26 protein-coding genes are annotated in these 21,511 nt (G+C 74.3%); 12 read left to right on the forward strand and 14 right to left on the reverse strand.

What is annotated here, in order from left to right; all coding sequences use genetic code 11:
- Positions 1-268: helix-turn-helix domain-containing protein (locus tag EBM89_RS09730; protein ID WP_147463512.1), on the reverse strand; the 268-nt coding region annotated here is incomplete at its 3' end.
- A 157-nt stretch (positions 269-425) separates the two neighbouring features.
- On the opposite strand from EBM89_RS09730, the gene EBM89_RS09735 reads away from it, so the two are divergent.
- From EBM89_RS09735 to EBM89_RS09745, 3 genes are all read left to right on the forward strand, one after another.
- Positions 426-1,247, forward strand: coding sequence for an alpha/beta fold hydrolase (locus EBM89_RS09735; RefSeq protein ID WP_122149244.1), 822 nt, complete (start codon positions 426-428; stop codon positions 1,245-1,247).
- Positions 1,248-1,377: 130 nt separating this feature from the next.
- On the forward strand, positions 1,378-2,346 hold the full coding sequence (locus tag EBM89_RS09740) for an LppM family (lipo)protein (RefSeq protein WP_122149245.1): 969 nt from the start codon (positions 1,378-1,380) through the stop codon (positions 2,344-2,346).
- Positions 2,347-2,410: 64 nt separating this feature from the next.
- The gene (locus EBM89_RS09745) at positions 2,411-3,139 is read left to right on the forward strand and encodes a hypothetical protein (protein WP_122149246.1); all 729 of its coding nucleotides are present in this window, start codon (positions 2,411-2,413) and stop codon (positions 3,137-3,139) included.
- Here EBM89_RS09745 and EBM89_RS09750 read toward each other — a convergent pair.
- The 7 genes from EBM89_RS09750 to EBM89_RS09780 form a co-directional block, all read right to left on the reverse strand.
- The gene (locus EBM89_RS09750) at positions 3,118-4,158 is read right to left on the reverse strand and encodes a class I mannose-6-phosphate isomerase (RefSeq protein ID WP_122149247.1); all 1,041 of its coding nucleotides are present in this window, start codon (positions 4,156-4,158) and stop codon (positions 3,118-3,120) included. The two genes, EBM89_RS09745 and EBM89_RS09750, sit on opposite strands and share 22 nt — an antisense overlap.
- 19 nt (positions 4,159-4,177) lie before the next feature.
- Complete coding sequence (locus EBM89_RS09755) at positions 4,178-5,188, reverse strand: DUF4432 family protein (RefSeq protein WP_158609613.1); 1,011 nt, start codon at positions 5,186-5,188, stop codon at positions 4,178-4,180.
- A complete protein-coding gene (locus tag EBM89_RS09760; protein WP_122149249.1) occupies positions 5,185-6,390 on the reverse strand; it encodes an ADP-dependent glucokinase/phosphofructokinase in 1,206 nt (401 codons plus the stop codon). The genes EBM89_RS09755 and EBM89_RS09760 overlap by 4 nt, the downstream gene beginning before the upstream one ends.
- Positions 6,391-6,472: 82 nt before the next feature.
- Positions 6,473-7,339 (reverse strand): ketose-bisphosphate aldolase, encoded by an 867-nt coding sequence (locus EBM89_RS09765; RefSeq protein WP_122149250.1) that lies wholly within the window; start codon positions 7,337-7,339, stop codon positions 6,473-6,475.
- Between the two features lie 75 nt (positions 7,340-7,414).
- The gene (locus EBM89_RS09770; RefSeq protein ID WP_122149251.1) at positions 7,415-8,302 is read right to left on the reverse strand and encodes a carbohydrate ABC transporter permease; all 888 of its coding nucleotides are present in this window, start codon (positions 8,300-8,302) and stop codon (positions 7,415-7,417) included.
- Between the two features lie 2 nt (positions 8,303-8,304).
- Positions 8,305-9,303 carry a carbohydrate ABC transporter permease gene (locus EBM89_RS09775; protein WP_233571653.1) on the reverse strand — a complete coding sequence of 333 codons (999 nt, stop codon included), beginning with the start codon at positions 9,301-9,303 and terminating at the stop codon, positions 8,305-8,307.
- 71 nt (positions 9,304-9,374) lie between these two features.
- Positions 9,375-10,676: an ABC transporter substrate-binding protein gene (locus EBM89_RS09780; RefSeq protein WP_122149252.1), complete on the reverse strand. Its 1,302-nt coding sequence runs from the start codon at positions 10,674-10,676 to the stop codon at positions 9,375-9,377.
- A gap of 285 nt (positions 10,677-10,961) precedes the next feature.
- Here EBM89_RS09780 and EBM89_RS09785 point away from each other — a divergent pair, with 285 nt between their 5' ends.
- Together EBM89_RS09785 and EBM89_RS09790 are read left to right on the forward strand one after the other, a co-directional pair.
- Positions 10,962-11,774: a DeoR/GlpR family DNA-binding transcription regulator gene (locus EBM89_RS09785; RefSeq protein ID WP_122149253.1), complete on the forward strand. Its 813-nt coding sequence runs from the start codon at positions 10,962-10,964 to the stop codon at positions 11,772-11,774.
- Between the two features lie 26 nt (positions 11,775-11,800).
- Positions 11,801-12,280, forward strand: coding sequence for an NUDIX domain-containing protein (locus EBM89_RS09790; RefSeq protein ID WP_199732051.1), 480 nt, complete (start codon positions 11,801-11,803; stop codon positions 12,278-12,280).
- Here the strand turns inward: EBM89_RS09790 and EBM89_RS09795 are convergent.
- Both EBM89_RS09795 and EBM89_RS09800 read right to left on the reverse strand, forming a co-directional pair.
- Positions 12,264-12,857, reverse strand: a complete 594-nt coding sequence (locus EBM89_RS09795; protein WP_147463513.1) for an RES domain-containing protein — start codon at positions 12,855-12,857, stop codon at positions 12,264-12,266. The genes EBM89_RS09790 and EBM89_RS09795 overlap by 17 nt on opposite strands.
- 20 nt (positions 12,858-12,877) lie before the next feature.
- The gene (locus tag EBM89_RS09800) at positions 12,878-13,429 is read right to left on the reverse strand and encodes a hypothetical protein (RefSeq protein ID WP_122149256.1); all 552 of its coding nucleotides are present in this window, start codon (positions 13,427-13,429) and stop codon (positions 12,878-12,880) included.
- 135 nt (positions 13,430-13,564) lie between these two features.
- Between EBM89_RS09800 and EBM89_RS09805 the strand changes: the two genes are divergently transcribed.
- Positions 13,565-13,783: a hypothetical protein gene (locus EBM89_RS09805; RefSeq protein WP_122149257.1), complete on the forward strand. Its 219-nt coding sequence runs from the start codon at positions 13,565-13,567 to the stop codon at positions 13,781-13,783.
- Between the two features lie 50 nt (positions 13,784-13,833).
- Here the strand turns inward: EBM89_RS09805 and EBM89_RS09810 are convergent, their stop codons facing one another.
- Both EBM89_RS09810 and EBM89_RS09815 read right to left on the reverse strand, forming a co-directional pair.
- The gene (locus EBM89_RS09810; protein WP_122149258.1) at positions 13,834-14,421 is read right to left on the reverse strand and encodes a sugar O-acetyltransferase; all 588 of its coding nucleotides are present in this window, start codon (positions 14,419-14,421) and stop codon (positions 13,834-13,836) included.
- Positions 14,422-14,461: 40 nt separating this feature from the next.
- A complete protein-coding gene (locus tag EBM89_RS09815) occupies positions 14,462-15,928 on the reverse strand; it encodes an amidase (protein WP_122149259.1) in 1,467 nt (488 codons plus the stop codon).
- Between the two features lie 94 nt (positions 15,929-16,022).
- Between EBM89_RS09815 and EBM89_RS09820 the strand changes: the two genes are divergently transcribed.
- Complete coding sequence (locus tag EBM89_RS09820; protein ID WP_122149260.1) at positions 16,023-16,256, forward strand: type II toxin-antitoxin system Phd/YefM family antitoxin; 234 nt, start codon at positions 16,023-16,025, stop codon at positions 16,254-16,256.
- A complete protein-coding gene (locus EBM89_RS09825) occupies positions 16,253-16,645 on the forward strand; it encodes a type II toxin-antitoxin system VapC family toxin (RefSeq protein WP_122149261.1) in 393 nt (130 codons plus the stop codon). The genes EBM89_RS09820 and EBM89_RS09825 overlap by 4 nt, the downstream gene beginning before the upstream one ends.
- A 7-nt stretch (positions 16,646-16,652) precedes the next feature.
- Here EBM89_RS09825 and EBM89_RS09830 read toward each other — a convergent pair whose 3' ends face one another.
- On the reverse strand, positions 16,653-17,030 hold the full coding sequence (locus EBM89_RS09830) for a DUF2255 family protein (protein ID WP_122149262.1): 378 nt from the start codon (positions 17,028-17,030) through the stop codon (positions 16,653-16,655).
- Between the two features lie 137 nt (positions 17,031-17,167).
- Here EBM89_RS09830 and EBM89_RS09835 point away from each other — a divergent pair, with 137 nt between their 5' ends.
- The 4 genes from EBM89_RS09835 (at position 17,168) to EBM89_RS09850 (ending at position 20,983) form a co-directional block, all read left to right on the forward strand.
- The gene (locus EBM89_RS09835; protein ID WP_122149263.1) at positions 17,168-18,040 is read left to right on the forward strand and encodes a helix-turn-helix transcriptional regulator; all 873 of its coding nucleotides are present in this window, start codon (positions 17,168-17,170) and stop codon (positions 18,038-18,040) included.
- A gap of 63 nt (positions 18,041-18,103) precedes the next feature.
- A complete protein-coding gene (locus tag EBM89_RS09840; RefSeq protein WP_122149264.1) occupies positions 18,104-19,090 on the forward strand; it encodes an aldo/keto reductase in 987 nt (328 codons plus the stop codon).
- A gap of 88 nt (positions 19,091-19,178) precedes the next feature.
- The gene (locus EBM89_RS09845) at positions 19,179-20,414 is read left to right on the forward strand and encodes an MFS transporter (RefSeq protein ID WP_122149265.1); all 1,236 of its coding nucleotides are present in this window, start codon (positions 19,179-19,181) and stop codon (positions 20,412-20,414) included.
- On the forward strand, positions 20,411-20,983 hold the full coding sequence (locus EBM89_RS09850; RefSeq protein WP_122149266.1) for an acyl-CoA thioesterase: 573 nt from the start codon (positions 20,411-20,413) through the stop codon (positions 20,981-20,983). The genes EBM89_RS09845 and EBM89_RS09850 overlap by 4 nt, the downstream gene beginning before the upstream one ends.
- On the opposite strand, the gene EBM89_RS09855 is transcribed toward EBM89_RS09850, so the two are convergent.
- Positions 20,964-21,476: a MarR family winged helix-turn-helix transcriptional regulator gene (locus EBM89_RS09855; protein ID WP_122149267.1), complete on the reverse strand. Its 513-nt coding sequence runs from the start codon at positions 21,474-21,476 to the stop codon at positions 20,964-20,966. The two genes, EBM89_RS09850 and EBM89_RS09855, sit on opposite strands and share 20 nt — an antisense overlap.
- Positions 21,477-21,511: the final 35 nt, after the last annotated feature.

Genomic DNA, 21,511 nt, shown 5'->3' on the forward strand with positions numbered 1-21,511 from the left:
GCAGCGGCAGCGCGTGCGGCTCGCCGACCGGTGCGCGGCGACGGCCGTCCCGGGCCGCGCGCAGCAGCCGCTCGCGGTCGACGTCCGCGAGGGCGAGCGCGTCCGCGAGGGCGACCACGGTGCGGTGCTGCGGGCCCCGGCTGACGCCGCGCTCGATGTCGCCGATGCCCCGGTCGCTGACCCCGGACGCCCCCGCGAGGTCCTCCAGGGTGAGGTCCGCCTCCTGGCGGTGCCGACGCAGCAGCGCCCCGAGATCGGTCCCGTCCACGTCGTCCGCCCCCGCCGCCCCGGCGGCAGGACGCGAGTCCTGCCGGTCTTCTTCCTGGTGCCGCGCGACGCTGCGCCGTCTGATGGTGCCCGGGGCCGGACGCGGTCGGCAAGTGCCGCCCGCAGGTCGGTCCGGACCCCGCACGACAGGAGGAACCATGCCCTACGTGAGCACGCCGGACGGCGCCGAGATCTTCTACCAGGACTACGGCACCGGCCGTCCCGTCCTGCTCAGCCACGGGTGGCCGCTGAGCTCGGAGGCCTGGGCGTACGAGCTCAAGGTGCTGGCCGACGCGGGCTACCGCGCCATCGCCCACGACCGGCGCGGGCACGGCCGGTCGTCGCGGACCAGCGGCGGCAACGACATGGACACCTACGCCCGCGACCTCGCGTCGCTGGTGGAGCAGCTGGACCTCACCGACCTCACGGTGGTGGGCCACTCGACGGGCGGCGGCGAGGTCGTCCGGTACGCGGCGCAGCACGGCGCGGGCCGGGTCGTGAAGGTGGTGACGGCGGGCGCCGTCCCGCCGGTCATGCTGAAGTCGGCGAGCAACCCCGAGGGCACCCCGATCGAGGTGTTCGACGGCATCCGCGAGGGCGTGCTGCGCGACCGCTCGCAGTTCTACCAGGACCTCTCGGAGACGTTCTTCGGCGCGAACCGCGCGGGCTCCACGATCAGCCAGGGCCTGCGGGACGACTTCTGGCGGCAGAGCATGCTCGCCGAGCTGCAGGCGGCCTACGACTGCGTCGCGGTGTTCTCGGAGACCGACTTCACGGAGGACCTGAAGGCGCTCGACGTGCCGATCCTCATCGCCCACGGCGACGACGACCAGATCGTGCCGATCGCGGCCGCCGCGTACCGGTCCATCGACCTGGTGAAGCTCGGGACGCTCAAGGTGTACCCGGGTGCGCCGCACGGCATCTCCGGCGCGTACCAGGAGGCGTTCGTCCAGGACCTGCTGGCGTTCCTCGCGGACTGACCACCGACGCCGGTCGCCCGCAGCGGGCGCACCGCGGTCGGGCAAGCGGTTGCCCGGCGGCTGTGCGCCCGCTGTGGGCCGATCGGGCGATCCGGGTCAAGGCGCTGGTCGGGAACGCCGATGGGGCCGCATGACCTCTGCGCGTCGCACCACCCGTGCCTCCCGTGCCGTCGGCCTGGCCCTCGTCCTCGTGGCGGCGCTGGCCGGCTGCTTCCGGATCGACATGGGCATGGAGGTGCACGCGGACGACACCGTGTCCGGGAACTACGTGCTCGCGATGTCGCGCTCGGTGGTCGAGGCGAGCGGCTCCACGGTGGACGAGCTGTTCCAGGACTCGGAGGGCGCCGAGGAGATGCTCGGCCTCGACGCGGACCTGCCGGGGGTCACCCTGGCGCAGGAGCCGTACGAGGAGGGCGACTGGGTCGGGCGCCGCGTGACGTTCTCGGGGGTGCCGCTGGACGCGTTCAACGGCGACGGCATGACGATCACGCACGCGGACGGCCGGTTCGAGGTCGACGGCGAGCTGCCGTCGATGACCGAGGGCATGCCGGGCGCCTCCGGCGAGGTGCGCATCGCGTTCACGTTCCCGGGCGACGTCCTCGAGACGAACGGCGAGATCGACCCCGACGACCCGCGCACGGTGGAGTTCACCGGCGACGGCTCCACCGCGACGACGATCCAGGTGACCGCGTCCGACGCCCCGAGCAGCCCGTGGCTGATGATCGCGCTGCTCGGCGGGGGCGGCCTCCTGCTGGTCGCGGCGGTCGTCACCGTGGTCGTGCTGCTGGTGCGCCGCCGGCGCCGCGCGGCCGTCCCGGCGTTCCCGGGGCAGCCCGTCTACCCGACCTACCCGGGCGTGCCGCCGGTCGCGGCGGGCACCGCCTACCGGCCCGCACCCACCGGGACGCCGCAGGCCGGGCTGCCGCCGTACGTCGCGCCGTCGGCCCCCGCACCGGCGTGGAGCGACCAGCAGGGCACGCAGGGCTGGCAGCCCGACCCGCCCCAGGGCCTCGCGCCCGGCGCGGTGCCCCAGCAGCCGGCGCAGCCGCCCGCCGCGACGCCGTACCCGCCGCAGCCGCCGTACCCGCCCCAGCACTGAGCGGCACACCCCTGACGTCGGCGTTCGCCGGGCGGGGTCGCCGCACCGCTGCGAGGGTGGGGTGATGCGGACCTCGACCCGGACCCTGACCGTCGTCGCCTGCGCGCTCGTGCTCGCGGGCTGCACCTCGGGCGGCGACGGGGGCGGCACAGCCGCACCCACCGACGACCCGACCCCGACGACGACCGGTCCCGACCCGGCCCCCACGACCCCCGCCCCGACCGGCGGCGCGGGTGCGGCCCCGGCCGACCTGGCCCCCGAGGTGCTGCTCCCCGCGACGGCGTGGGACCTGCCGGTCGACCCGCGCGAGGAGTCCGCGGGGGTCGTCGACTGGCGGCTGCCGCAGGCGTGCGACGCGGGCGCGCCGGAGTCGGCGACGGCCATGCGGACCGTGGTCCAGGGCGACGGGCAGGCGGAGGCGCAGGTCGGGGTGCAGCAGGTCGCGCTGTTCGCGGACGCCGACGCGGCGGTCGCCGAGGCGGACCGCCTGGCGGCGGCGCTCCGGGAGTGCACCACGTACGCCTCGGACACCGCGACGACGTACGTGGTCGAGCCGGTGGAGATCGGCGCGCAGGGCACGGGGATCGCGACGGACTACTACGGCGCGTCCGCGACCGGCTCGCTGGACGAGGCGATCGGGTCGTACCTCGTCACGACGCGGCGCGGCACCGCGATCACGCTGGTCGGGGTCGAGGGCGGCGAGGCGCTGGTCTCGTCGGCCCGCGGTACCGCGACCGAGCAGGCGCAGTCGGCGTGGGCGCTGCTGTGCGGCTACGACTCGTCGGGCTGCTGACCCTGCTGACTCTGCTGACCGGCCGGCGGTCGGCAGCGCAGCACCTCGAGGTCTGAGCCGGTCGCCTCCAGGCGCAGCGGCCCCGCCGACCACGGCACGAGCACCGTCCCGCCCGCGCTGAGCGGCGTCCGGGTCCCGTCGGCCGCCACCAGCGCCCCCGAGCCCGCGACCACGACGGCGACCGCGAACCCGGCGTCCCACTCCCCCGCCCCGCGCCAGCGCTCGGCACGGAAGAACGGCGCCGCGTCGGGCAGCAGGTCGCCGGTGTCCCCGGCGCGGGACCCGCGCAGGGCCGCGACCTCGGCGGCCGAGCGGCCCCGGCGGTCGACGGCCGCGAGCGCCGTGGCGAAGCCGAGCCCGAGGTGCCCGGCCGCGGCGCCGTCGATGGCGAAGCCCGCCCACTCGACGAGGATCGACAGGTCGGTGGGCTCCTGCAGCTCGACGACGAGCGCTCCGGCGCCGATGGCGTGCGGGGTCCCGGCGGGGACGAGGACGGCGTCACCCGGTTCGAGGTCGAGGACGTGCATGGCGTCGAGCATCGCGACGGTGTCCTGCTGGGCGACCCACCGGGCGAGCTCGTCGGTACCGACGTCGCGGCGGAAGCCGAGGTGCACCGGCGCGGCGGTCAGGGCGATCCACGCCTCGGTCTTGCCGTGCGCGAGCCCCAGGTGCTCGGCGGCGAACGGCACGTCGGGGTGGGCGTGCACGGGCAGCCGCTCCCCGGCGTCGAGCAGCTTGACCAGCACGCCGACGTCGGCGCCCCACGCGGCGACGTGCGCGGGCCCGAGCCAGGCGACCGGGTCGGCGGCGACGGCGTCGCGCAGCAGCGGCCCCTCGGGCAGCCGGGTGAGGCCGAGCGCGGTCTCGCCGAACAGCGGGGTGACGGAGCCGACCCAGTCCTCGGGGACGTGGTCCCCGGCGGCGGGCGCCCCGGCGGGGCCGCGGAACGCGGCGATGCGCGCACCCCCGGCGTAGAACCGGTCCGCGGGCTGGTTGGCGGTGAGCGGGATGGGCTGCACGGGGTCCTCTCCTGGTCCGTCAGTCGGTGGGTCCGTCGTCCGGTCCGGCGACGACCTCGACCGCCACCCCGGTGCGCCACGTCTGCCCGGGGGCGAGCAGGGGCGCGCCGTGGTGCGGCTCGTCGCGGTCGGGGCCGAAGAGCGGCGCGTTGGTGGGTTCGACGCCGAGCACCCAGGCGCCGCGCGCGGGCCACGCCCAGGTGCACAGGCGGGGCAGGGTGTCGCCGCTCCACTCCACGACGACGCGGGCCCCGGGTCCGGGCAGCACGGCCCGGGACCGCCCGCCCGCGACGGGCAGCCCGCGGTGCTCGGCGACGACGGCGGGGGCGCCGGTCGCCGGGTCGGGCATCGTCAGCGGCTCCCGGCCGGGCGGCAGGGGCTCGCGGGTCGTGGTCACCGGGTCGCCGTCGAGCAGCAGCCGGGAGCCGGGCGCGAGCAGGGGTGCGCCGAGGTTCACGTGGTAGAGCAGCGGGACCCCGACGGGCTCGTCGCCGTCGTTGCGGACCTCGTCCCGGACCTCGACCCGTGCGCGGCCGGTCCCGGCGACGATCTCCCGCTCCACCACGAGGCGCGTGCCGTAGAGCGTCGAGTACCCGACGGTGCCGCGCACGTGCACGTCCACGCCGGTCGGGGTGACCTCGCGCCACCACCGCACCTCGGTCGCCGGGGTCAGGTGGTGGCTGCCGTGCTGCCCGGCGCCGTCGGTGGGCGGGCCGATGTTCTCGGGGCCGCAGGTGGCGAGCAGCCCGCCGAGGAACCGCTCCTCCCAGCCCGCGCCGGGGCCGGGGTCGGCGCGGTGCGGGGACCGCCACGCTACCGGCACACCCCGCCACCACGCCGGTCCGAGGTCGAGGCCGCGGTCGGGCAGGACGTCGAGCGTGAACCCGTCGGCGAGGCGCAGGTGCAGCACGCGCGCGCCGCCGGGCCGCAGCAGGTCGTCCACCTGCGCGACGGCCTCGAGCAGCGCGACCCGCCCGTCCGCGAGCAGCGCGGCCACGTCGGTCGTCGGCCCGGTCTCCGCCCTGGTCACCGGTCCGCCAGGGCCGCGAGGAAGCCGCCGACGAACGTGTCCCCGAGGCCGATGGTGGTCGGCCGCGCGACGTCGTCCAGCGTGTACGCCGGTTCGCACACCAGCGGACCGGCGCCGAGGTCGCCGGCGCGCGCCTCGACCTCGCGGGCGAAGCCCGCGCCCGGGACGCCGGGGGCACGACGCCCCGTCGCGGCGTAGTCGGCGGCCGTGAAGGCGTCCCCGTGCACGTAGCGGGTGCTCGCCATGTCGATGCCGCCGCGCAGGGCGGCGCGCAGGTCGGGCGCCCGCTCCCCGGCGGCGAGCGCCCAGTACCGGGTGTGCAGCACGAGGGTGCGCGCCGGGACGACGGCGCGCAGGTCCGCGAGGGCCTTCGTGACGTCGTCGGGGTCGAGCAGGTCGACGGCCCGGCCGGTCCACGACTGCAGCTCGTCCTCGTTCATCGCCCACACGTCCACCCGCCCGGCGAGGGCGTCGCGGACGTGGGTGCGCAGCGCGGGCAGGTGGTACCCGGCGTCCTCGAAGTAGACGAACCCGCCGGGCGGCAGCCGGTCCAGGTCGGCGCCGAGCGTCGCGAGCCGGTCGAGCAGCAGCGCCCGGTCCTGGATGACGTTGAACCCGGAGACCAGCACGACGTCCGCGGCGGCGACGGCGTCCCCGAGGCCGGGGTCGAGGACGAGGTCGCGGTTCGGGGGGTCGTTGACGTAGATGAGGCGGTCCGGGTGCGCGGCGACGACGTCGGTCCCGTCGACGCGGACCGGCGACGCCGCGGGGTACTGCACGATCAGGTGCGGGTCGGTGGTGTCCCGGTCCGCGGAGCACAGGTACGTCGTGCTGGCGGGCAGCAGCCGCCGGACGTCGTCGTCGATGCTCACCAGGTGCACCAGGGCGGGCAGGCCGCGCACCCGGTCCATGGCGATGGCGGCGCGCACGCAGGTCCCGCCGAGGGTGATCCGGCGCTCGAACCGCGCGGCGAACGCCTCCACGATCGCGGACGACGCGACGAACCGCTCGCCGCCGCCCCCGTCGCGCACGAAGCCGAGCAGGGACCGCAGCAGGTCCCGCTCGCTGAGGATCGGCACGCCCGCGTCGAGCTCGTCGGCCCGCAGGCCCCACTCGGCCGCGAGGCGGGTGAGCAGGGTGGGGTCCCAGTCGATCTCGTAGTCGACGGTGCCGCCCAGGCCGAGGACGTAGCGCGTGGTCACGGACGCTCCTTCGCGTGCTGACGTGGGGACCCGGTCCGGGCCGGCGTGGTCGCCGACCCGGACCGGGTGCAGGTGGGGTGGGTCAGTACAGGTCGGCCTTGCCGGCGGCGTCGAACAGGTCGATCTTCTGCGCGGCGACCTCGTTCATCGCCTCGATCGCCGGGGGCTGGATCGTGTTCGGCTCGCGCAGCGTCAGGTCGGCCAGCACCTCGCGCATCCGGTCGTGGTACGCGACCTTGATGTCCGAGGAGATGTTGATCTTGTTGACGCCGAGCTTCACCGAGCGGCCGATCTCGTCGTCCGGGTTGCCGGAGCCGCCGTGCAGCACCAGCGGGATCGGCAGCCGGCCCTTGATGTCCTGCAGCAGGTCGAGGCGCAGCTCGGGCTTGAGGCCCTTCGGGTACAGGCCGTGGGCGGTGCCGATGGCGACGGCCAGGCTGTCGACGCCGGTGCGGCGCACGAAGTCCTCGGCCTGCTCGGGGTCGGTGTAGATGATGTCCGACACCGCGACGCCCGCCTCGGCCTGCTCGTCGAGCTTGCCGATGGTGCCGAGCTCCCCCTCGACCGAGACGCCCACGGCGTGCGCGGCCTCGACCACCCGGGCGGTGAGGGCGACGTTCTCCTCGTACGGGAGCATCGAGCCGTCGATCATCACCGACGTGAAGCCGATCTGGATGGCCCGCAGGATCTGCTCGTAGGTGCCGCCGTGGTCCCAGTGGATCGACACCGGCACGGTCGCCTTGTGCGCGCGCTGCACCAGCGCGGGCAGGACGTCGTACCCGAGGTGGCTGACCTCGTCGGGGTGGATCGCGACGATCAGGGGTGCTCGCCGCTGCTCGGAGACCGCGACGATGCCGTTGAACATCGCGTAGTCGCTGATGTTGAACGCCGGCACCGCGAAGCTGTGCTCGTTCGCGACGGCCAGCAGGTCCGCGCCGTTCATCAACATGGGGTGACTCCTCTTTCGATCGGGTGGTGCCTGGGTCAGGGGTGTGTTGCGCTGCGTCGGCGGTCGGACCGGGGGTCAGACCTTCACGGCGCCTGCCGTCATCCCACCGATGAAGTACCGCTGGAAGAACAGGAAGAGAATGAGGACCGGAATGCACCCGAGAATGCTCATCGCCATCATCTCGTTCCAGTTGTACGAGTGCTGGCCCATGAGGAGCTGGATGCCGATCGGGACGGTGCGCATGTCCTCGGTGCGGGTCAGCGTCAGCGCGAACAGGAACTCGTTCCACGCGATCATGAAGGTGTAGACGCCGACCGAGACGAGGCCCGGCACGGAGATGGGGACGAGGATGCGCCACAGGGCGGTCAGGGGCCCGGCGCCGTCGACCTTGACGGCCTCGTCCAGCTCACGGGGCAGGGTGTTGAAGTAGCCCGTCATCATGATGATCGCGTAGGGCAGCGTGAACACCATGTACGTGAGGATCAGGCCGGGGTAGGTGTTGTAGAGCCGCAGCGCGACCACCAGGCCGAAGTACGGGATCAGCAGGGTGATCGGCGGGACGGCCTGCACGCTGACGATGACGACGTTGATGATCTTCTTGCCGCGGAACTCGTAGCGGCTGAACGCGTACGCGGCGAGCACGGCCACGAGCAGCGTCAGCAGCGTCACCGCCCCGGCCACCAGGTAGGAGTTGCCGAAGAACCGCAGCTTCACGGGGTCGGTGAGGATCGACGTGTACGCGTCGAACGAGAAGCCGGGCGTCACGAGCCGCGGCGGCGACTGGAAGATCTCGGAGTTCGCCTTGAACGAGCTCGCGAGCATCCACAGCACCGGCAGCCCGGCGAACATCGCGCCGATCACGAGCGCCACCAGCAGCAGCGCCTTCTGGCCGCGCTTGCTCGGCGGGCGCCGCAGGGCCGGGGTGCTGGACGTGCGGGCGGGGGTCGGGGTGAGGGTCGCCATGATCAGTCCCGTGCCTTCTGGTGCCGGACGTAGAAGAATGCGAGGACCATCGACAGCAGCAGCACGATCACGGCCGACGCCGAGGCGACGGAGAACTCGTAGCGGCTGAACGCCAGCTTGTACGTGAAGGTGCTGAGCATCTCGGTCGCGTTGATCGGGCCGCCGCCGGTGGTCATCCAGATCAGCGCGAACTGCTGCGTCGTCCAGATGAAGTCCAGCAGCGCCATCGAGATGATGATCGGGCGCAGCTGCGGGAGGGTGACGTTCCGGAACTGCTGGAAAGGCGTGGCCCCGTCGACGCGCGCCGCCTCGTACAGGTCGCGGGGAATGCCCTGCAGACCGGCGAGCAGGCTGATCATGAAGAACGGGTAGCCCGCCCAGATGTTGATGAACGTGACCGCCGCGAGCGCCGTGCTCGGGTCCGCCAGCCACTCGGTCTGCCCGCCGGTGATCCCGACGCTGCCGAGCAGGTAGTTCACGACGCCGTTCGGGTTGAGCAGCAGCCGCCACAGCACCGCGATGATCGCCACGGTGAACAGCCACGGCAGCACGTAGATCACGCGGAAGAACGCCTTGGTGCGGTTGCTCAGCAGCGGGGTGTTGAGCAGCATCGCGAACCCGAGGCCGATGCCGAAGTGCGCGACGACGCTGCTGACCGTGAACACGAGGGTGTTGCGGACCGCGGTGTAGAACACCGGGTCGGTGAGCACCTCGGCGTAGTTGTCGAACCCGACGAGCTGCGAGTCCTTGTTGGTGATCACGCCGTCGAGCAGCGAGTACCAGATGACCATGACGATCGGCGTGAGCATGAGGATCGCCATGAGGACGCCGGTGGGCGTCAGGAACCCGTAGGGGGTGAGGCGCCGCTTCAGGCGCTCCCAGCCGGGGCGGGCGGGCGGCCGGTCGGCCGGTGCCGCCTGGTCGGGGCCGGACCGGCCGGGGCCGACGGGGGCGACCACGGGGTCCCGCTGCTGCTTCTGCTCGACGTGCGAGGTGAACACTCGGTCCTCCTTGACCGGGACCGTGCCGGGCGGGCTCAGGGGACCCGCCCGGCGCGGTCGTCATCGGGGGGTCAGAACTCGGACTCCCACTCCTGCTGCGCGTTGGTCAGCAGGTCGTCCACGCTCTGGTCGCCGTTGAGGGTCTTCTGCAGCTGCTCGCCGAACTGGCGCATCAGCTCCTCCGCGACGGGCAGGCCGGTGAACTCGTTGGCGGGGTAGCCGTCCTGGTAGATCTCGAACGCCGTGGCGAACAGCTCGTTGTCCTCGACGAAGTCGGGCACGGACTCGGTGTTGCCGGGGAACGCGTTGGCGATCGAGGACAGCTGCGTGTTCGTCTCGGTGCTGAGCAGGAACTCCACGAGCTTCATGGCCTCGGCCTTGTGCTCCGAGTTCTCGGCGACGCCGATGCCCCAGGAGGCGTAGGGGATGCCGCGCTCGCCGGTGTACCCGTCCTCGGCGGGGATCGCCGAGATGGAGAACTGCAGGTCCGGGTTGGCTTCCTGGATCGTCGTCACGTGGGCGAGGGAGTCGATCATCATGCCGACCCGGCCGTTGGTGAACTCCTCAACCTTGTCCTGCTCCTTCATGGTGAAGGAGCCCGGTGCCACGACGCCGTCCTCCCACAGGTCGGCGACGAACTGCACGCCGCTCTCCACGTCGGGGTTGTCGGTGAGCGCGGGCTGGCCGTCGTCGAGCATCGAGCCGCCGGACGCCCACACCCACGACATGACGTCGTTCTGCACGCCGTTCGGGGCCTCCAGGGACAGCGGGAGCACCCAGCCGTAGGTGTTGTCGCCGAGCGCGGTGATCTGCTGCGCGGCGTCCGCGAACTCGGTGCGGGTGCTGGGCGGGGCGGTGACGCCGGCCTGGGACAGCAGGTCGTCGTTGGTGAACATCGGGTACACGAAGTTCACGACGGGGATCATGTAGGTGCTGCCGTCGACGGCGACCTGGCTGACGAGCTGGCTGTCGTCGAAGCCGTCCTCGTCCATCAGCGCGGACAGGTCGGCGATGGCGCCCTGCTTCGCGAAGTCGTTGACCCAGGCGCCGTCGAGGCCGACCACGTCGGACATCGTCCCGGCGGCCGCGCCGGCGAGGACCTGCTCCTTGGTCGAGGCGTAAGGGCCGCTGAGGAGCTCGACCGTGATGCCGGGGTTCTCCTCCTCGAACTGGTCGATCAGGGCGCGGAACTCGCCGTCGGGCAGCTCCGGCTCCCACCACTGCGCGAACTCGAGGACGACGTCGCCGTCCTCGCCGCCGCTGCCGCCCGTGCCACCGCCGGTACCGCACGCGGTGAGGGCCAGCGCCGAGATCCCGGCGATGGCCGCGACCCGACCGGTCACGAGGGACCGCATCCGAGCTCCGTTGCTCATGACTCTCCTCCAGGGGGATGCCGCTTCTTGCGGCTGAGTGCGCTTCTTTGCGTGTTTGAGGACCGTAGTGCGGGATTCTGCGGCCGTCAAGGGTGGAGTTGCCCGGATTTGTCGCGGGAGCGCGACCTCACCCGCTCCCGTCGCCCGAGCGTGATCCGGCCGAGACACCCGCGTGATCATCCCGTTGCCGGGCGGCCCGCCGGGGAGTGCGGCCGCCTGCGGCCGCCGCAGCTCGTGGGGCCGAGTCCACGCGGGAACGTGCGGTTCTGTGCTAGAAGTTTCTTCATGTCGTCTCCCGACACCGCACCGCGCCGCCTCCCCGCAGGGCGCAAGGCCGAGCTCGCCGCGTACGTGACCGACGCCGGCGAGGTGACCGTCGCGCACCTCGCCGACCGCTTCGAGGTCTCCGCGGACACCATCCGCCGCGACCTCGACCAGCTCGACGCCGAGGGCGTGCTCGTCCGCACCCACGGCGGCGCCGTCGGCCTCGCCACCGCGCCCCGGCCCAACACCGAGCTCGACGTGCGCATGCGCCTGCAGACCCAGGCGAAGGAGAAGATCGGCACCCGCGCCGCCACCCTCGTGCGCGACGGGCAGGCGATCATCGTCAACGCCGGGACCACGACCCTCGCCCTGGTCCGCGCCCTCACCGAGCACCGCGACCTCACCGTCGCGACCAACAGCCTGCGCGGCGCCACCGAGCTGTCCCCCAGCACCTACCGGGACCTGTACGTCTTCGGCGGCACGGTCCGGCTCACCGACCAGGCCACCCTCGGCCCCGTCCGGCTGCCCGGCTGGTCGCAGACCCCCGAGGTCGAGATCCGCTGCGACCTCGCCCTCGTCGGCGTCGGCGCCGTCTCCGCGGACGTCGGCTTCTCCACCAGCAACCCCGTCGAGGCGTCGATGATGGCCGAGATGATGGAGCGCGCCGACCGCGTGGCCGTCCTGGCCGACTCCTCGAAGTTCGGGCGGCGGCTGTTCGCCCAGATCGCGGACCTCGGCCGCGCCGACTACCTGGTCACCGACACCGCCCCGCCGCCCGACCTCGCCGCCGCGCTCGCCGCCGCCGACGTCGAGGTCCTGCTGCCGCGCGCCTGAGCCCCCGCGCGCGCACCATGGTCGGCGTGACCGCCACCAGCGCCGGCCTGCTGCTGCACCGCCCCGGACCGGACGGGAACGAGGTGCTCATCGGCCGCATGGGCGGACCGTTCTGGGCGCGCCGCGACCACGCCTGGACGGTCCCCAAGGGCGAGCCGCTGCCCGGCGAGGACCCGCACGCCACCGCGCTGCGCGAGTTCGCGGAGGAGGTCGGCGTCCCCGCACCGCCCGGGCCCGACGTCGACCTCGGCGAGGTCCGGCAGCGCGCCGGGAAGGTCGTCCGCGTCTGGGCCCGCGCCGCCGACCTGGACCTCGACGCCCTCGCGGCCGTGCGAGGGCCGGTCAGCGAGGTCACCGTCGAGTGGCCGCCGCGCAGCGGGCGGACCGTGCGGTTCCCCGAGGTCGAGGACCTGCGGTGGCTGCCGATCGACGCGGCCCGGCCGCTGCTGGTGGTGGCGCAGACGGCGTTCCTCGACCGGCTCGCGGCACTCAGGCCAGGACGGTGAGCCCCGACGAGTGCGGCGGGTCCACGACCCGCAGCCCCATGGTCGTCTCCACGAACTCCCGCAGGGGCGTCGAGGTCGCGGGCACGGGCCAGGACCGCGGCCCCTCGTCGCCGAAGACCACGAGGCCGCGGCCGTGGGGGCCTGAGAACCGCAGCAGCGTCCACAGCCCGCCGAACCCGGCAGCGGCGAAAGCACCGGCCCACGCCCGGGTGAGGGTGTAGTCGTCGGTCCCCGCGAGCTCCAGAGCGACGACACCCCAGCGCAGACCGTCGGCGCTGGTGGTGTGCGCGGCGTCGACCGCGGTCGGCAGCGTCACCTCCGACAGGTACCGGTCCGCGACCTCGGACACCGTGACGAACCCGGCCCGCACCTGGTCGAACCCGATGCGCTCACGCGTCGCACACTCGGCGGAGCTGGCCAGGTAGAGCGTCCCGCCCGGGCTGTCGAGGTCGAACCTGCCGTGCGGGCCGGACCCGAAGAACCAGGGACCGAGCGGTCCGTGGTTGCGCCACCACCGGCGCCCGGCGTCCACGACCTTGCGCGGGAAGCCCGTGAGGTCACTGGTCGGTGGTCGCATCGCCACCTGGTCGCGACCCGTCACGGAGCCGCCCAGCGGATCGCGGCGCGCTGCGCGAGCGCGAGCACCATCGCGTCGTCCCGGTGGAGGTCACCCAACCAGTCGCGCGGGGTCAGTCCGTCCAGGTCGACCGCGGGCACGCTGAACCAGGTCGCGACCGCCCACCCGTCGACCGGGACGTCCCGGAACGCCGACAGCACCCGACGCACGCGGGGTGACACCCCGTCACCCTCGAACTGGAAGGCCGGGTAGAGGCTCACCCCGTCGGAGGTCCGCACCTGCAGCAGCGTCCGCCGGCTCGCCCGGTCGTGCACAGCCTGCCTGCTCACTCCCCCGAGCATCCGCCGGACGGCATCGGTGCCGTAGAACGGACCGACGAGGTCGTCGTAGACGTGAGCGCGCGGCACGGCCGCGATCATCCGGGCGGCGACCGCTCGGGGGTCGTCGCCGAGGCCCGGCGCGTCCTCCGCGACGAGCGAGTCCACCCCCGTCGCCAGGGCGTCCATCAGCGCGGCCTTGTACTCGGCGCGGTCGCGCACCGGACACACGTCCCGCCGGACCTTCGTGGCCACCGCACACCTCCCGAGCGTCAAGGTCGTCAAGCCACGGTAGCGCGTCAAGGTCGTCAAGGCCACCCTCCGCGATCCCCCGTGCCGACCGAGCCCGCGCACACGATCGTGTCAGTGGTGGGTCGTACCGTTCGGGTCATGAGCACGGGGCCGATCGACCACGACCACCTGACCGAGGTCAGCGAGCGGTTCTTCGCCGCGCGGCCGCCCCGCACCGCCGCCGAGCAGGTCGCCTACCGCGCGCTGGAGTCGGAGATGATCGCGGCGATGGGGCTGACCCGCGAGGAGTTCGCGCGCATGTCCGCCGACTACCTCACCGCCCGCCTCCGCCGGGACGTGCACCGCCGCGCGAGCTGACACCACCCGCCGCGCGCACGGCTCGGCGGGTGCGGGTCAGCAGGCACGGCTCAGCGGTCGATGTTCTCCCGCACCACCCGGGCCGGGTTGCCCACCGCGACCACGTTCGCCGGGATGTCCTTCACGACGACCGAGCCGGCGCCGATCACGGAGTTGTCCCCGATGGTGACGCCGGGGCAGACGATGACGCCGCCGCCCAGCCACACGTTGTCGCCGATGGTGATCGGCTGCGCGCCCTCCAGCTTGTCCTTGCGCGGCTGCGGGTCCACCGGGTGCGTGGGGGTGAGCAGCTGGACGTTCGGGCCGATCATGCAGTCGTCGCCGATGGTGATGGGCGCGACGTCCAGCGCCGTGAGGTTGAAGTTCACGAACGTCCGCGCGCCGATGTGCAGGTGCTTGCCGTAGTCCACGTAGAGGGGCGGCCGGATGCCCGACCCCTCGCCCAGCGTGCCCAGCAGCTCGGTGAGGATCAGCCGCGCCGCACCCTCGTCCAGCAGCGCCGTGCGGCCGTACGCCTCCGCGAGCCCCGCGGAGCGGCGGGTCAGGTCCTCGATCTCCTGGTCCGCGACGTAGAGATCGCCCGCGAGCATCCGCTCGAGGTTGGTGCGCGGGTCGCCCGCGAAGTAGTCGGTCGTCATGTGGACGATCGTACGCATTGCGGTCGCGCGGGCCCAGCCCTCACCACACCGGCGGGCGCCGCTCCGGCCACCGGAGCCGGTCCTCGAGCTGCGCCGCGAGCGCCAGCAGCAGCGCCTCCCCACCAGGCCGCCCGACGATCTGCACCCCCATCGGCAGCCCGGCGGTCGCGGTCGCGTCCGGGGCCGTCCAGTGCGTCGGGACCGTGATCGCGGGCAGCCCGCAGACGTTGATCATCGACGTGTACGGCGTGTACTCGCACTGCTGCGCGAAGTTCCGCTCCGGGTCGGCGGCGTCGTACCAGCCGAGCGGGCGCGGGGTCATCGCGAGGGCGGGCAGCAGCACGGCGTCGTACGCCGCGACCCGCGCGACCATCGTGCGCTCGAAGGCCGCGAGCGCCGCCACCGCCTCGACCACCTGCCGGGCCGTGACCTCGCGCCCGCGCCCGACCAGCCACTGCGTCAGCGGCTCCAGCAGGGCGAGGCGCTCGGGGTCGTCGATCGGCACCGCGGACGCCCCGGCCATCCACAGCGTCCGGAAGGCGGGCGCGTACGCGGGGTCCGGCTCCCACGGGTCGGCGTCGACCAGGTCGTGGCCGAGGGCCGCGAGCGCCGCCGACCCGGCGTCGAGCGCCGTGCGGGCCTCGGGGTCGAGCCCGACGTCGTACGCGCCCTCCCAGGCGCTGAACGTCGACACCCCGATCCGCAGCGCCCCGGTCTCCGCGCGCCGCGCCGCGTCCAGGTAGCCGCCGCGCGGGGCGGCGGCCGTCCGCAGCGTCCGGGGGTGCGGCACGTCGCCGTCGGCGGTGCGGGGCAGCATGCCCTCCAGCAGCAGCGCGGCGTCCGCGACGGTCCGCGCGATCGGGCCGTGCGTGACCAGGCCGCCCAGGGACTCGACGCCACCGCCCGCGGGCAGCAGGCCGCGCGTGGTCTTCAGCCCGACCAGCCCGCAGGCTGCCGCGGGGATGCGGACCGACCCGCCGCCGTCGGACCCGGGGGCCACCGGCAGCAGCCCCGCCGCCACGGCGACCGCCGCCCCGCCGGAGGACCCGCCCGCGCCGCGCGTGAGGTCCCAGGGGTTGCGCGCGGGCGGCCCGACGAGCGTCTCCGTGTACGACGGGAAGCCGAGCTCCGGCGCCGCCGTCTTGCCGAGCGACACCGCGCCCGCGGCGTCGAGCACCTGCGTGATGTCGCTGCTGACCTCCGGCACGTACCGGTAGGCGCCCGCGAACGCCCGCGAGCCGAAGCCCGTGGGGACGCCCGCGCGGTCGGTGAGGTCCTTGTCCGCGGTGGGCAGCCCGCGCAGCGGCTGGTCCGGGGCGACCTCCCGCGCGACGACGGCGGCGCGCTCCCGGGCCAGGTCGGGCGTGACCGTGGCGAACGCCCCGAGCGCGTGGTCGCGCTCGGCGATGCGCGCCAGGTAGTGCTCGGTGAGCTCCGCGGGCGTGACGTCGCCCGACGCCAGCAGGTCACGGAGCCGGACGGCGGTCATCTCGTGCAGCGCGGTCACCCTCCCACCCTAGGCACGGGCCGGGCCGGACGACCGGTGCGCTGCTGGTCCAGCAGGTCTGGTCCAGGCGGACCGGAGCCCGTACGATCGGATCATGACGGTCGTGGTGAACGTGCAGGACGCGAAGGCCCACCTCTCCCAGCTCATCGCCCGCGCGGAGGCCGGGGAGGAGGTCGTCATCGGTCGCGCGCACAAGCCCGTCGTCCGCCTGACGAGGATCGACTCCACGACGCCCCGGCGGACGTTCGGGACGATGCCGAGCCTCGTCGTCCCCGACGACCTCGACGCCCCGCTCCCCGACGACGAGCTGGCGGCGTGGGAGGGATGAGCACCTACCTGCTCGACACGCACGTCTTCCTCTGGCTGCTCGCCGATCCCGACCGCGTCCCCGAGGAGGTGCGGTCGACGCTCGACGACCCGCGTCACGACCTCGCCGTGTCGGCGGCGTCCGCCATGGAGATCGCCACCAAGACGCGACTGGGCAAGCTGGACGGGCAGCCCGTGCTCAGCTCGTGGCGGCACGCCGTCGCGGGGATCGGCGCCCGCGAGCTGCCCGTGACCGGCGAGCACGGTGTGCTGGCGGGATCGCTCCGGTGGGAGCACCGCGACCCGTTCGACCGGCTGCTCGTCGCGCAGGCGCAGCTCGAGCCCGCCACGCTGGTCACCCGCGACGCCGCGGTCGTCGCCTACGAGCGCGTCGCGGTCCTGCGCGCGTAGGCCCGGGTCAGTCGACGGGCTCGACGCGGAGCGTCACGTCGACCACGCCGGGGCCGACCACCGAGCCCACGATGCGCGGCCCGTACCGGTCGTACTTCGCGTGGTACGCCGCGTCGACGGCGTCGTGCCCGTCGGGGTCGGCGGCGACGAACCGCACGTCGCGCGCGACCCCGCCCGCCTCGATGCGCCCGCGCCCGGCCGCCTGCGCCCGGCGGAACCACCCGTTGCCCGGCCCGTACGCCGAGCGCACCACGACGTCGTCGCCGACGCGGACCACCCAGATGGTGACCGCGGGCCGCAGCGTCCCGTCCGACAGGGACGAGGCGAGCCGCAGCTCGTCCGCCGCGCCGATCCGGTCGAGCTCGTCCGTCGTCCAGGTGCCCATGGTGTCCCGCCTCTCGTGCCGCTCGTGCGCGCTGCCGCAGCCATCCCACACCCGCGGCCCCCGGCGCGGGAGGGACCGGCCTGACGGGTACTGCCAGGACCTGCCTCCCCCGCCGGGTCGGACGTACCGTCGGGGACATGGACAACCGGGCCGAGGTGCGGGACTTCCTGGCGAGCCGCCGGGCGCGGATCACGCCCGCCCAGGCGGGGCTGACGGCCTACGGGTCGAACCGCCGGGTCGCGGGCCTGCGCCGCGAGGAGGTCGCGATGATCGCCGGCGTCTCCGCGGACTACTACGTCCGGCTGGAGCGCGGGAACCTCGCGGGCGTCTCCGAGTCGGTGCTGGAGGCGCTGGCCCGGGCGCTGCAGCTCGACGAGGCGGAGCGGCTGCACCTGCTGGACCTGGCGAAGGCCGCGGGCGCGCGCCCCGCCCGGGGCCGACGCCGCCCGACGCCGCCGGTGCCCGACAGCGTCCGGGCGATGCTGGACGCGATGACCGGCGCCCCGGCGGTCGTGCGCAACGACCGGCTCGACATCCTCGCGACGAACCCCCTGGGTCGCGCGCTGTACGCCCCGCTGTACGACGGTCCGTCCCGCGAGGGCGACCGCCCCGCGAACCACGCCCGGTTCGCGTTCCTCGACCCGGCGGCGCACGACTACTGGGTGGACTGGGAGAAGGCCGCGCGGGACACCGTCGGCATCCTGCGCTCGGTCGCCGGTCGCGACCCGCACGACCGCGCGGTGCACGACCTGGTGGGCGAGCTGTCCACCCGCAGCGAGGAGTTCCGGACCCGCTGGGCCACGCACGACGTGCACCTGCACCGGGGCGGGCTCAAGCAGATCCTGCACCCCGTCGTCGGCCGGCTCGACCTGATGTACGACACGCTCCCCATCGCGCAGGCCCCCGGGCTCACGATGCTCGTCTACACGGCGGCGCCCGCGTCGCCGTCGGCGGACGCCCTGCAGCTGCTCGCGAGCTGGGCCGCCGACCCGTCGGCCGCACCGGCCTGACTCCCGGCCCGGCCCCGCGCCCGCACCACCGCCCCACCACCAGCACCACCAGGAGGTCCCGTCATGCACACCCGCACCCTCGGCCAGGGCCTGGAGGTCTCCGCGGTCGGCCTCGGCGCCATGGGCATGTCCATGAGCTACGGCCCCAACCCGGGCAGCCGCGACGACATGATCGCGGTGCTCCGCGGCGCCGTGGACCTCGGCGTGACGTTCGTCGACACCGCCGAGGTGTACGGCCCGTACGTCAACGAGGAGCTCGTCGGCGAGGCGCTCGCCCCGGTCCGTGACCAGGTCGTCATCGCGACCAAGTTCGGCTGGAACATCGTCGACGGCCGGATGCAGGGCACCGACTCCCGGCCCGAGCAGATCCGCCGCGTCGCGGAGGCGTCCCTGCGCCGCCTCGGCGTGGAGACGATCGACCTGTTCTACCAGCACCGCGTCGACCCGGCGGTCCCCGTGGAGGACGTCGCGGGCACGGTCGGCGAGCTGGTCGCCGAGGGCAAGGTGCGGCACCTCGGGCTGTCCGAGGCCGGCGCCGCGACCATCCGGCGCGCGCACGCCGTGCACCCGGTGACGGCCGTGCAGTCGGAGTACTCGCTGTGGACCCGCGACCCCGAGCCCGAGGTGCTGCCGACCTGCGCCGAGCTCGGCATCGGCTTCGTGCCGTTCAGCCCGCTCGGCAAGGGGTTCCTCACCGGGACGGTCGACGCGAGCACCACCTTCGCCGAGGGCGACATCCGCCACCGCGTCCCCCGGTTCACCGCGGACAACCGGGAGGCGAACGCCGCCCTGGTCGCCCGGGTGCGGGCGCTGGCGGAGTCGCGCGGGGCGACGCCGGGGCAGGTCGCGCTGGCGTGGCTGCTCGCGCAGCAGCCGTGGGTCGTGCCGATCCCGGGCACCCGGCGGCTGTCCCGCGTCCAGGAGAACGCCGACGCCACCACGGTCGCGCTGTCCGCCGACGAGCGCGCCGAGCTCGACGCGCTCGCGGGCACGGTGGGCGTCGCGGGCAACCGGTACGACGACGCCGGGATGGCGATGGTCGGCCTCTGACGCCGCGGACCTCCCGGGGAGCACGACAGCGACGGCCGGCGTCGTGTAGAAACGGACGGTCGTACACATCGCTCCCGGGGGATCACCGTTGGACCTCGTCGTCCGCCGCCGTCGCGCGGCCCTGTTCGTCCTGTTCTTCGTCCCCGGGCTCGGGATCTCGTCGTGGGTCACGCGGACCCCCGCGATCCGCGACGTCCTCGGCGCCTCGACCGCCGAGATGGGGCTGGTGCTGTTCGGCCTGTCGCTGGGCTCGATGGCGGGCATCCTCGCGTCCGGGGCGCTGGTCGCCCGGTTCAGCACCCGGCCGGTGATCCTGGTCGGGTCGCTGTCCGTGGTCGCGAGCCTGCTGGTCGTGGCCGCGGGCGCCGCCACCGGGCAGCCGGTGGTCGTCGCGGCGGGCCTCGCGCTGTTCGGCCTGGGCATGGGCGGCGGCGAGGTCGCGATGAACGTCGAGGGCGGTGACGTCGAGCGGGTCCTCGGGCGCAGCGTGCTGCCGACCCTGCACGGGTTCTTCAGCCTCGGCACCGTCGTGGGCGCGACGCTCGGCCTCGTGCTGACCGCCGCGGACTTCTCCGCGCCGGTGCACCTGGTCACGGTGTCCGCCGTCGCCCTGGTCGCCGTCCTGCTGGCGCTGCCGCACGTCGCGGCGGGGGTCGGCCGCACGACCCCGGCCGCCGACGCGGTCGCTGTCCCGGACGCCCCCACGACGCCCCGTCCGGCGCTGTGGCGGGACACCCGGCTGGTGCTGATCGGCGTCGTCGTGCTCGCGATGGCCTTCGCCGAGGGCTCCGCCAACGACTGGCTGCCGCTGCTCATGGTCGACGGCCACGGGTTCGACCCCGCCCTCGGCTCCGGCGTCTACGCGGTGTTCGCGGCGGCGATGACGATCGGGCGGTTCGCCGGGGAGCCGCTGCTCGACCGGTTCGGGCGGATCGCCGTCATGCGGGCCAGTGCGATCAGCGGCGGCATCGGCCTCGCGCTCGTCGTGTTCGTCGACAGCCAGGTCGTCGCCGCGGCCGCCGTGCTGCTCTGGGGCCTGGGCGCGGCGCTCGGGTTCCCGGTGGCGCTGTCCGCCGCGGGCGACTCCGGCGACCCCGCGCAGGCCGCGTCCCGGATCTCGCTGGTCGCGACCATCGGCTACCTCGCGTTCCTGGTCGGCCCGCCGGTGCTCGGGTTCCTCGGCGAGCACGTCGGGCTGCGACCGGCCATGATCGTCGTGCTCTGCCTGGTCGCCGTCGCCGCCGTGCTCGCCCCCGCCCTGGGGCAGCGCCCGGGGTGGCGCGGCGCGGGCACCGTGACCGACGACGAGGTGGCACGCGCGTGAACCTGTACCTGCGGCTCCTGCTGCTGCGGCTGCGCACGCGGCGGGCGCCGCGGGTCGGGCTGTGGGACACGGTGCGGACGCCGTTCCGCGTCACGCTCGGGGACCTGGACCTGCAGCGGCACGTCAACAACGGCCGCTACCTCACGCTCATGGACCTCGGGCGGATGGACCTCATGCTCCGGTCCGGGTTCTGGGGGCAGCTCGTCCGGCGCGGCTGGTACCCGGTCGTCGCCGGGCAGACCATCACCTACCGCCGGTCCCTGACGCTGGGGCAGCGGTTCGACGTCGTCACGCGCATCCTCGGCTTCGACGAGCGGTGGGGGTACCTGGAGCAGACGTTCGTCGTCGGGGACACCGTCTACGCGCACGCCGTGGTGCGCAGCCGGTTCCTGCGCCGGGGCGGCGGGTCGGTCGACCACGACGAGCTCGAGGCGCTGGCCGGCGGCTTCCCGGAGCACCTGCGGGTGCCGGACTGGGTCCGCGACTGGGCGGTCGGCGCGCGCGGCGACCTCGACGAGCGGCAGCGCGAGGTCGCGCAGGAGGGCGAGGTCAGGCGTCCAGGGCGGTGAGCCAGCGGCGCAGCACGGCCTCGACGGCGTCGGCGTCCCGCTCGCCGATCATCGCCAGCAGCCGGTGCTCGTTGGCCATGTGCGCCGTGAACGCCCGGTCGATCACCTCGCGGCCGTGCGGTGTCAGCCCGACGACCCGGCCCCGCCCGTCGGCCGCGCTCGGGCGGCGGCTGACCAGCCCGGCGGCCTCCAGCCGGTCGACGCGCTTCGTCATCGCGCCGGTGGTGACCATGGTGTGCGCGGCGAGCTCGCCCGGCGCGCGCTCGAACGGCTCGCCCGCCCGGCGCAGCGCCGCGAGGACGTCGAACTCCCCCTCCCCCAGGCCGTGCTCCCGGTACACCGCGGTGATCTCCTCGGTGAGGGCGTTCGCCAGCCGGTGCAGCCGGCCGATGACGCCCTGCGGCCGCACGTCGACGTCGGGGCGCTCACGGGCCCACGCCGCCTGGATGCGGTCGACGTGGTCGGGCGCGGGCCGGCTGGTCTCGTCGGACATGCCGCGAGTCTATCTTCCACGGAAGGTATAGTCGC

This window comes from Cellulomonas triticagri, from assembly GCF_003696205.1.
Classification (GTDB): domain Bacteria; phylum Actinomycetota; class Actinomycetes; order Actinomycetales; family Cellulomonadaceae; genus Cellulomonas; species Cellulomonas triticagri.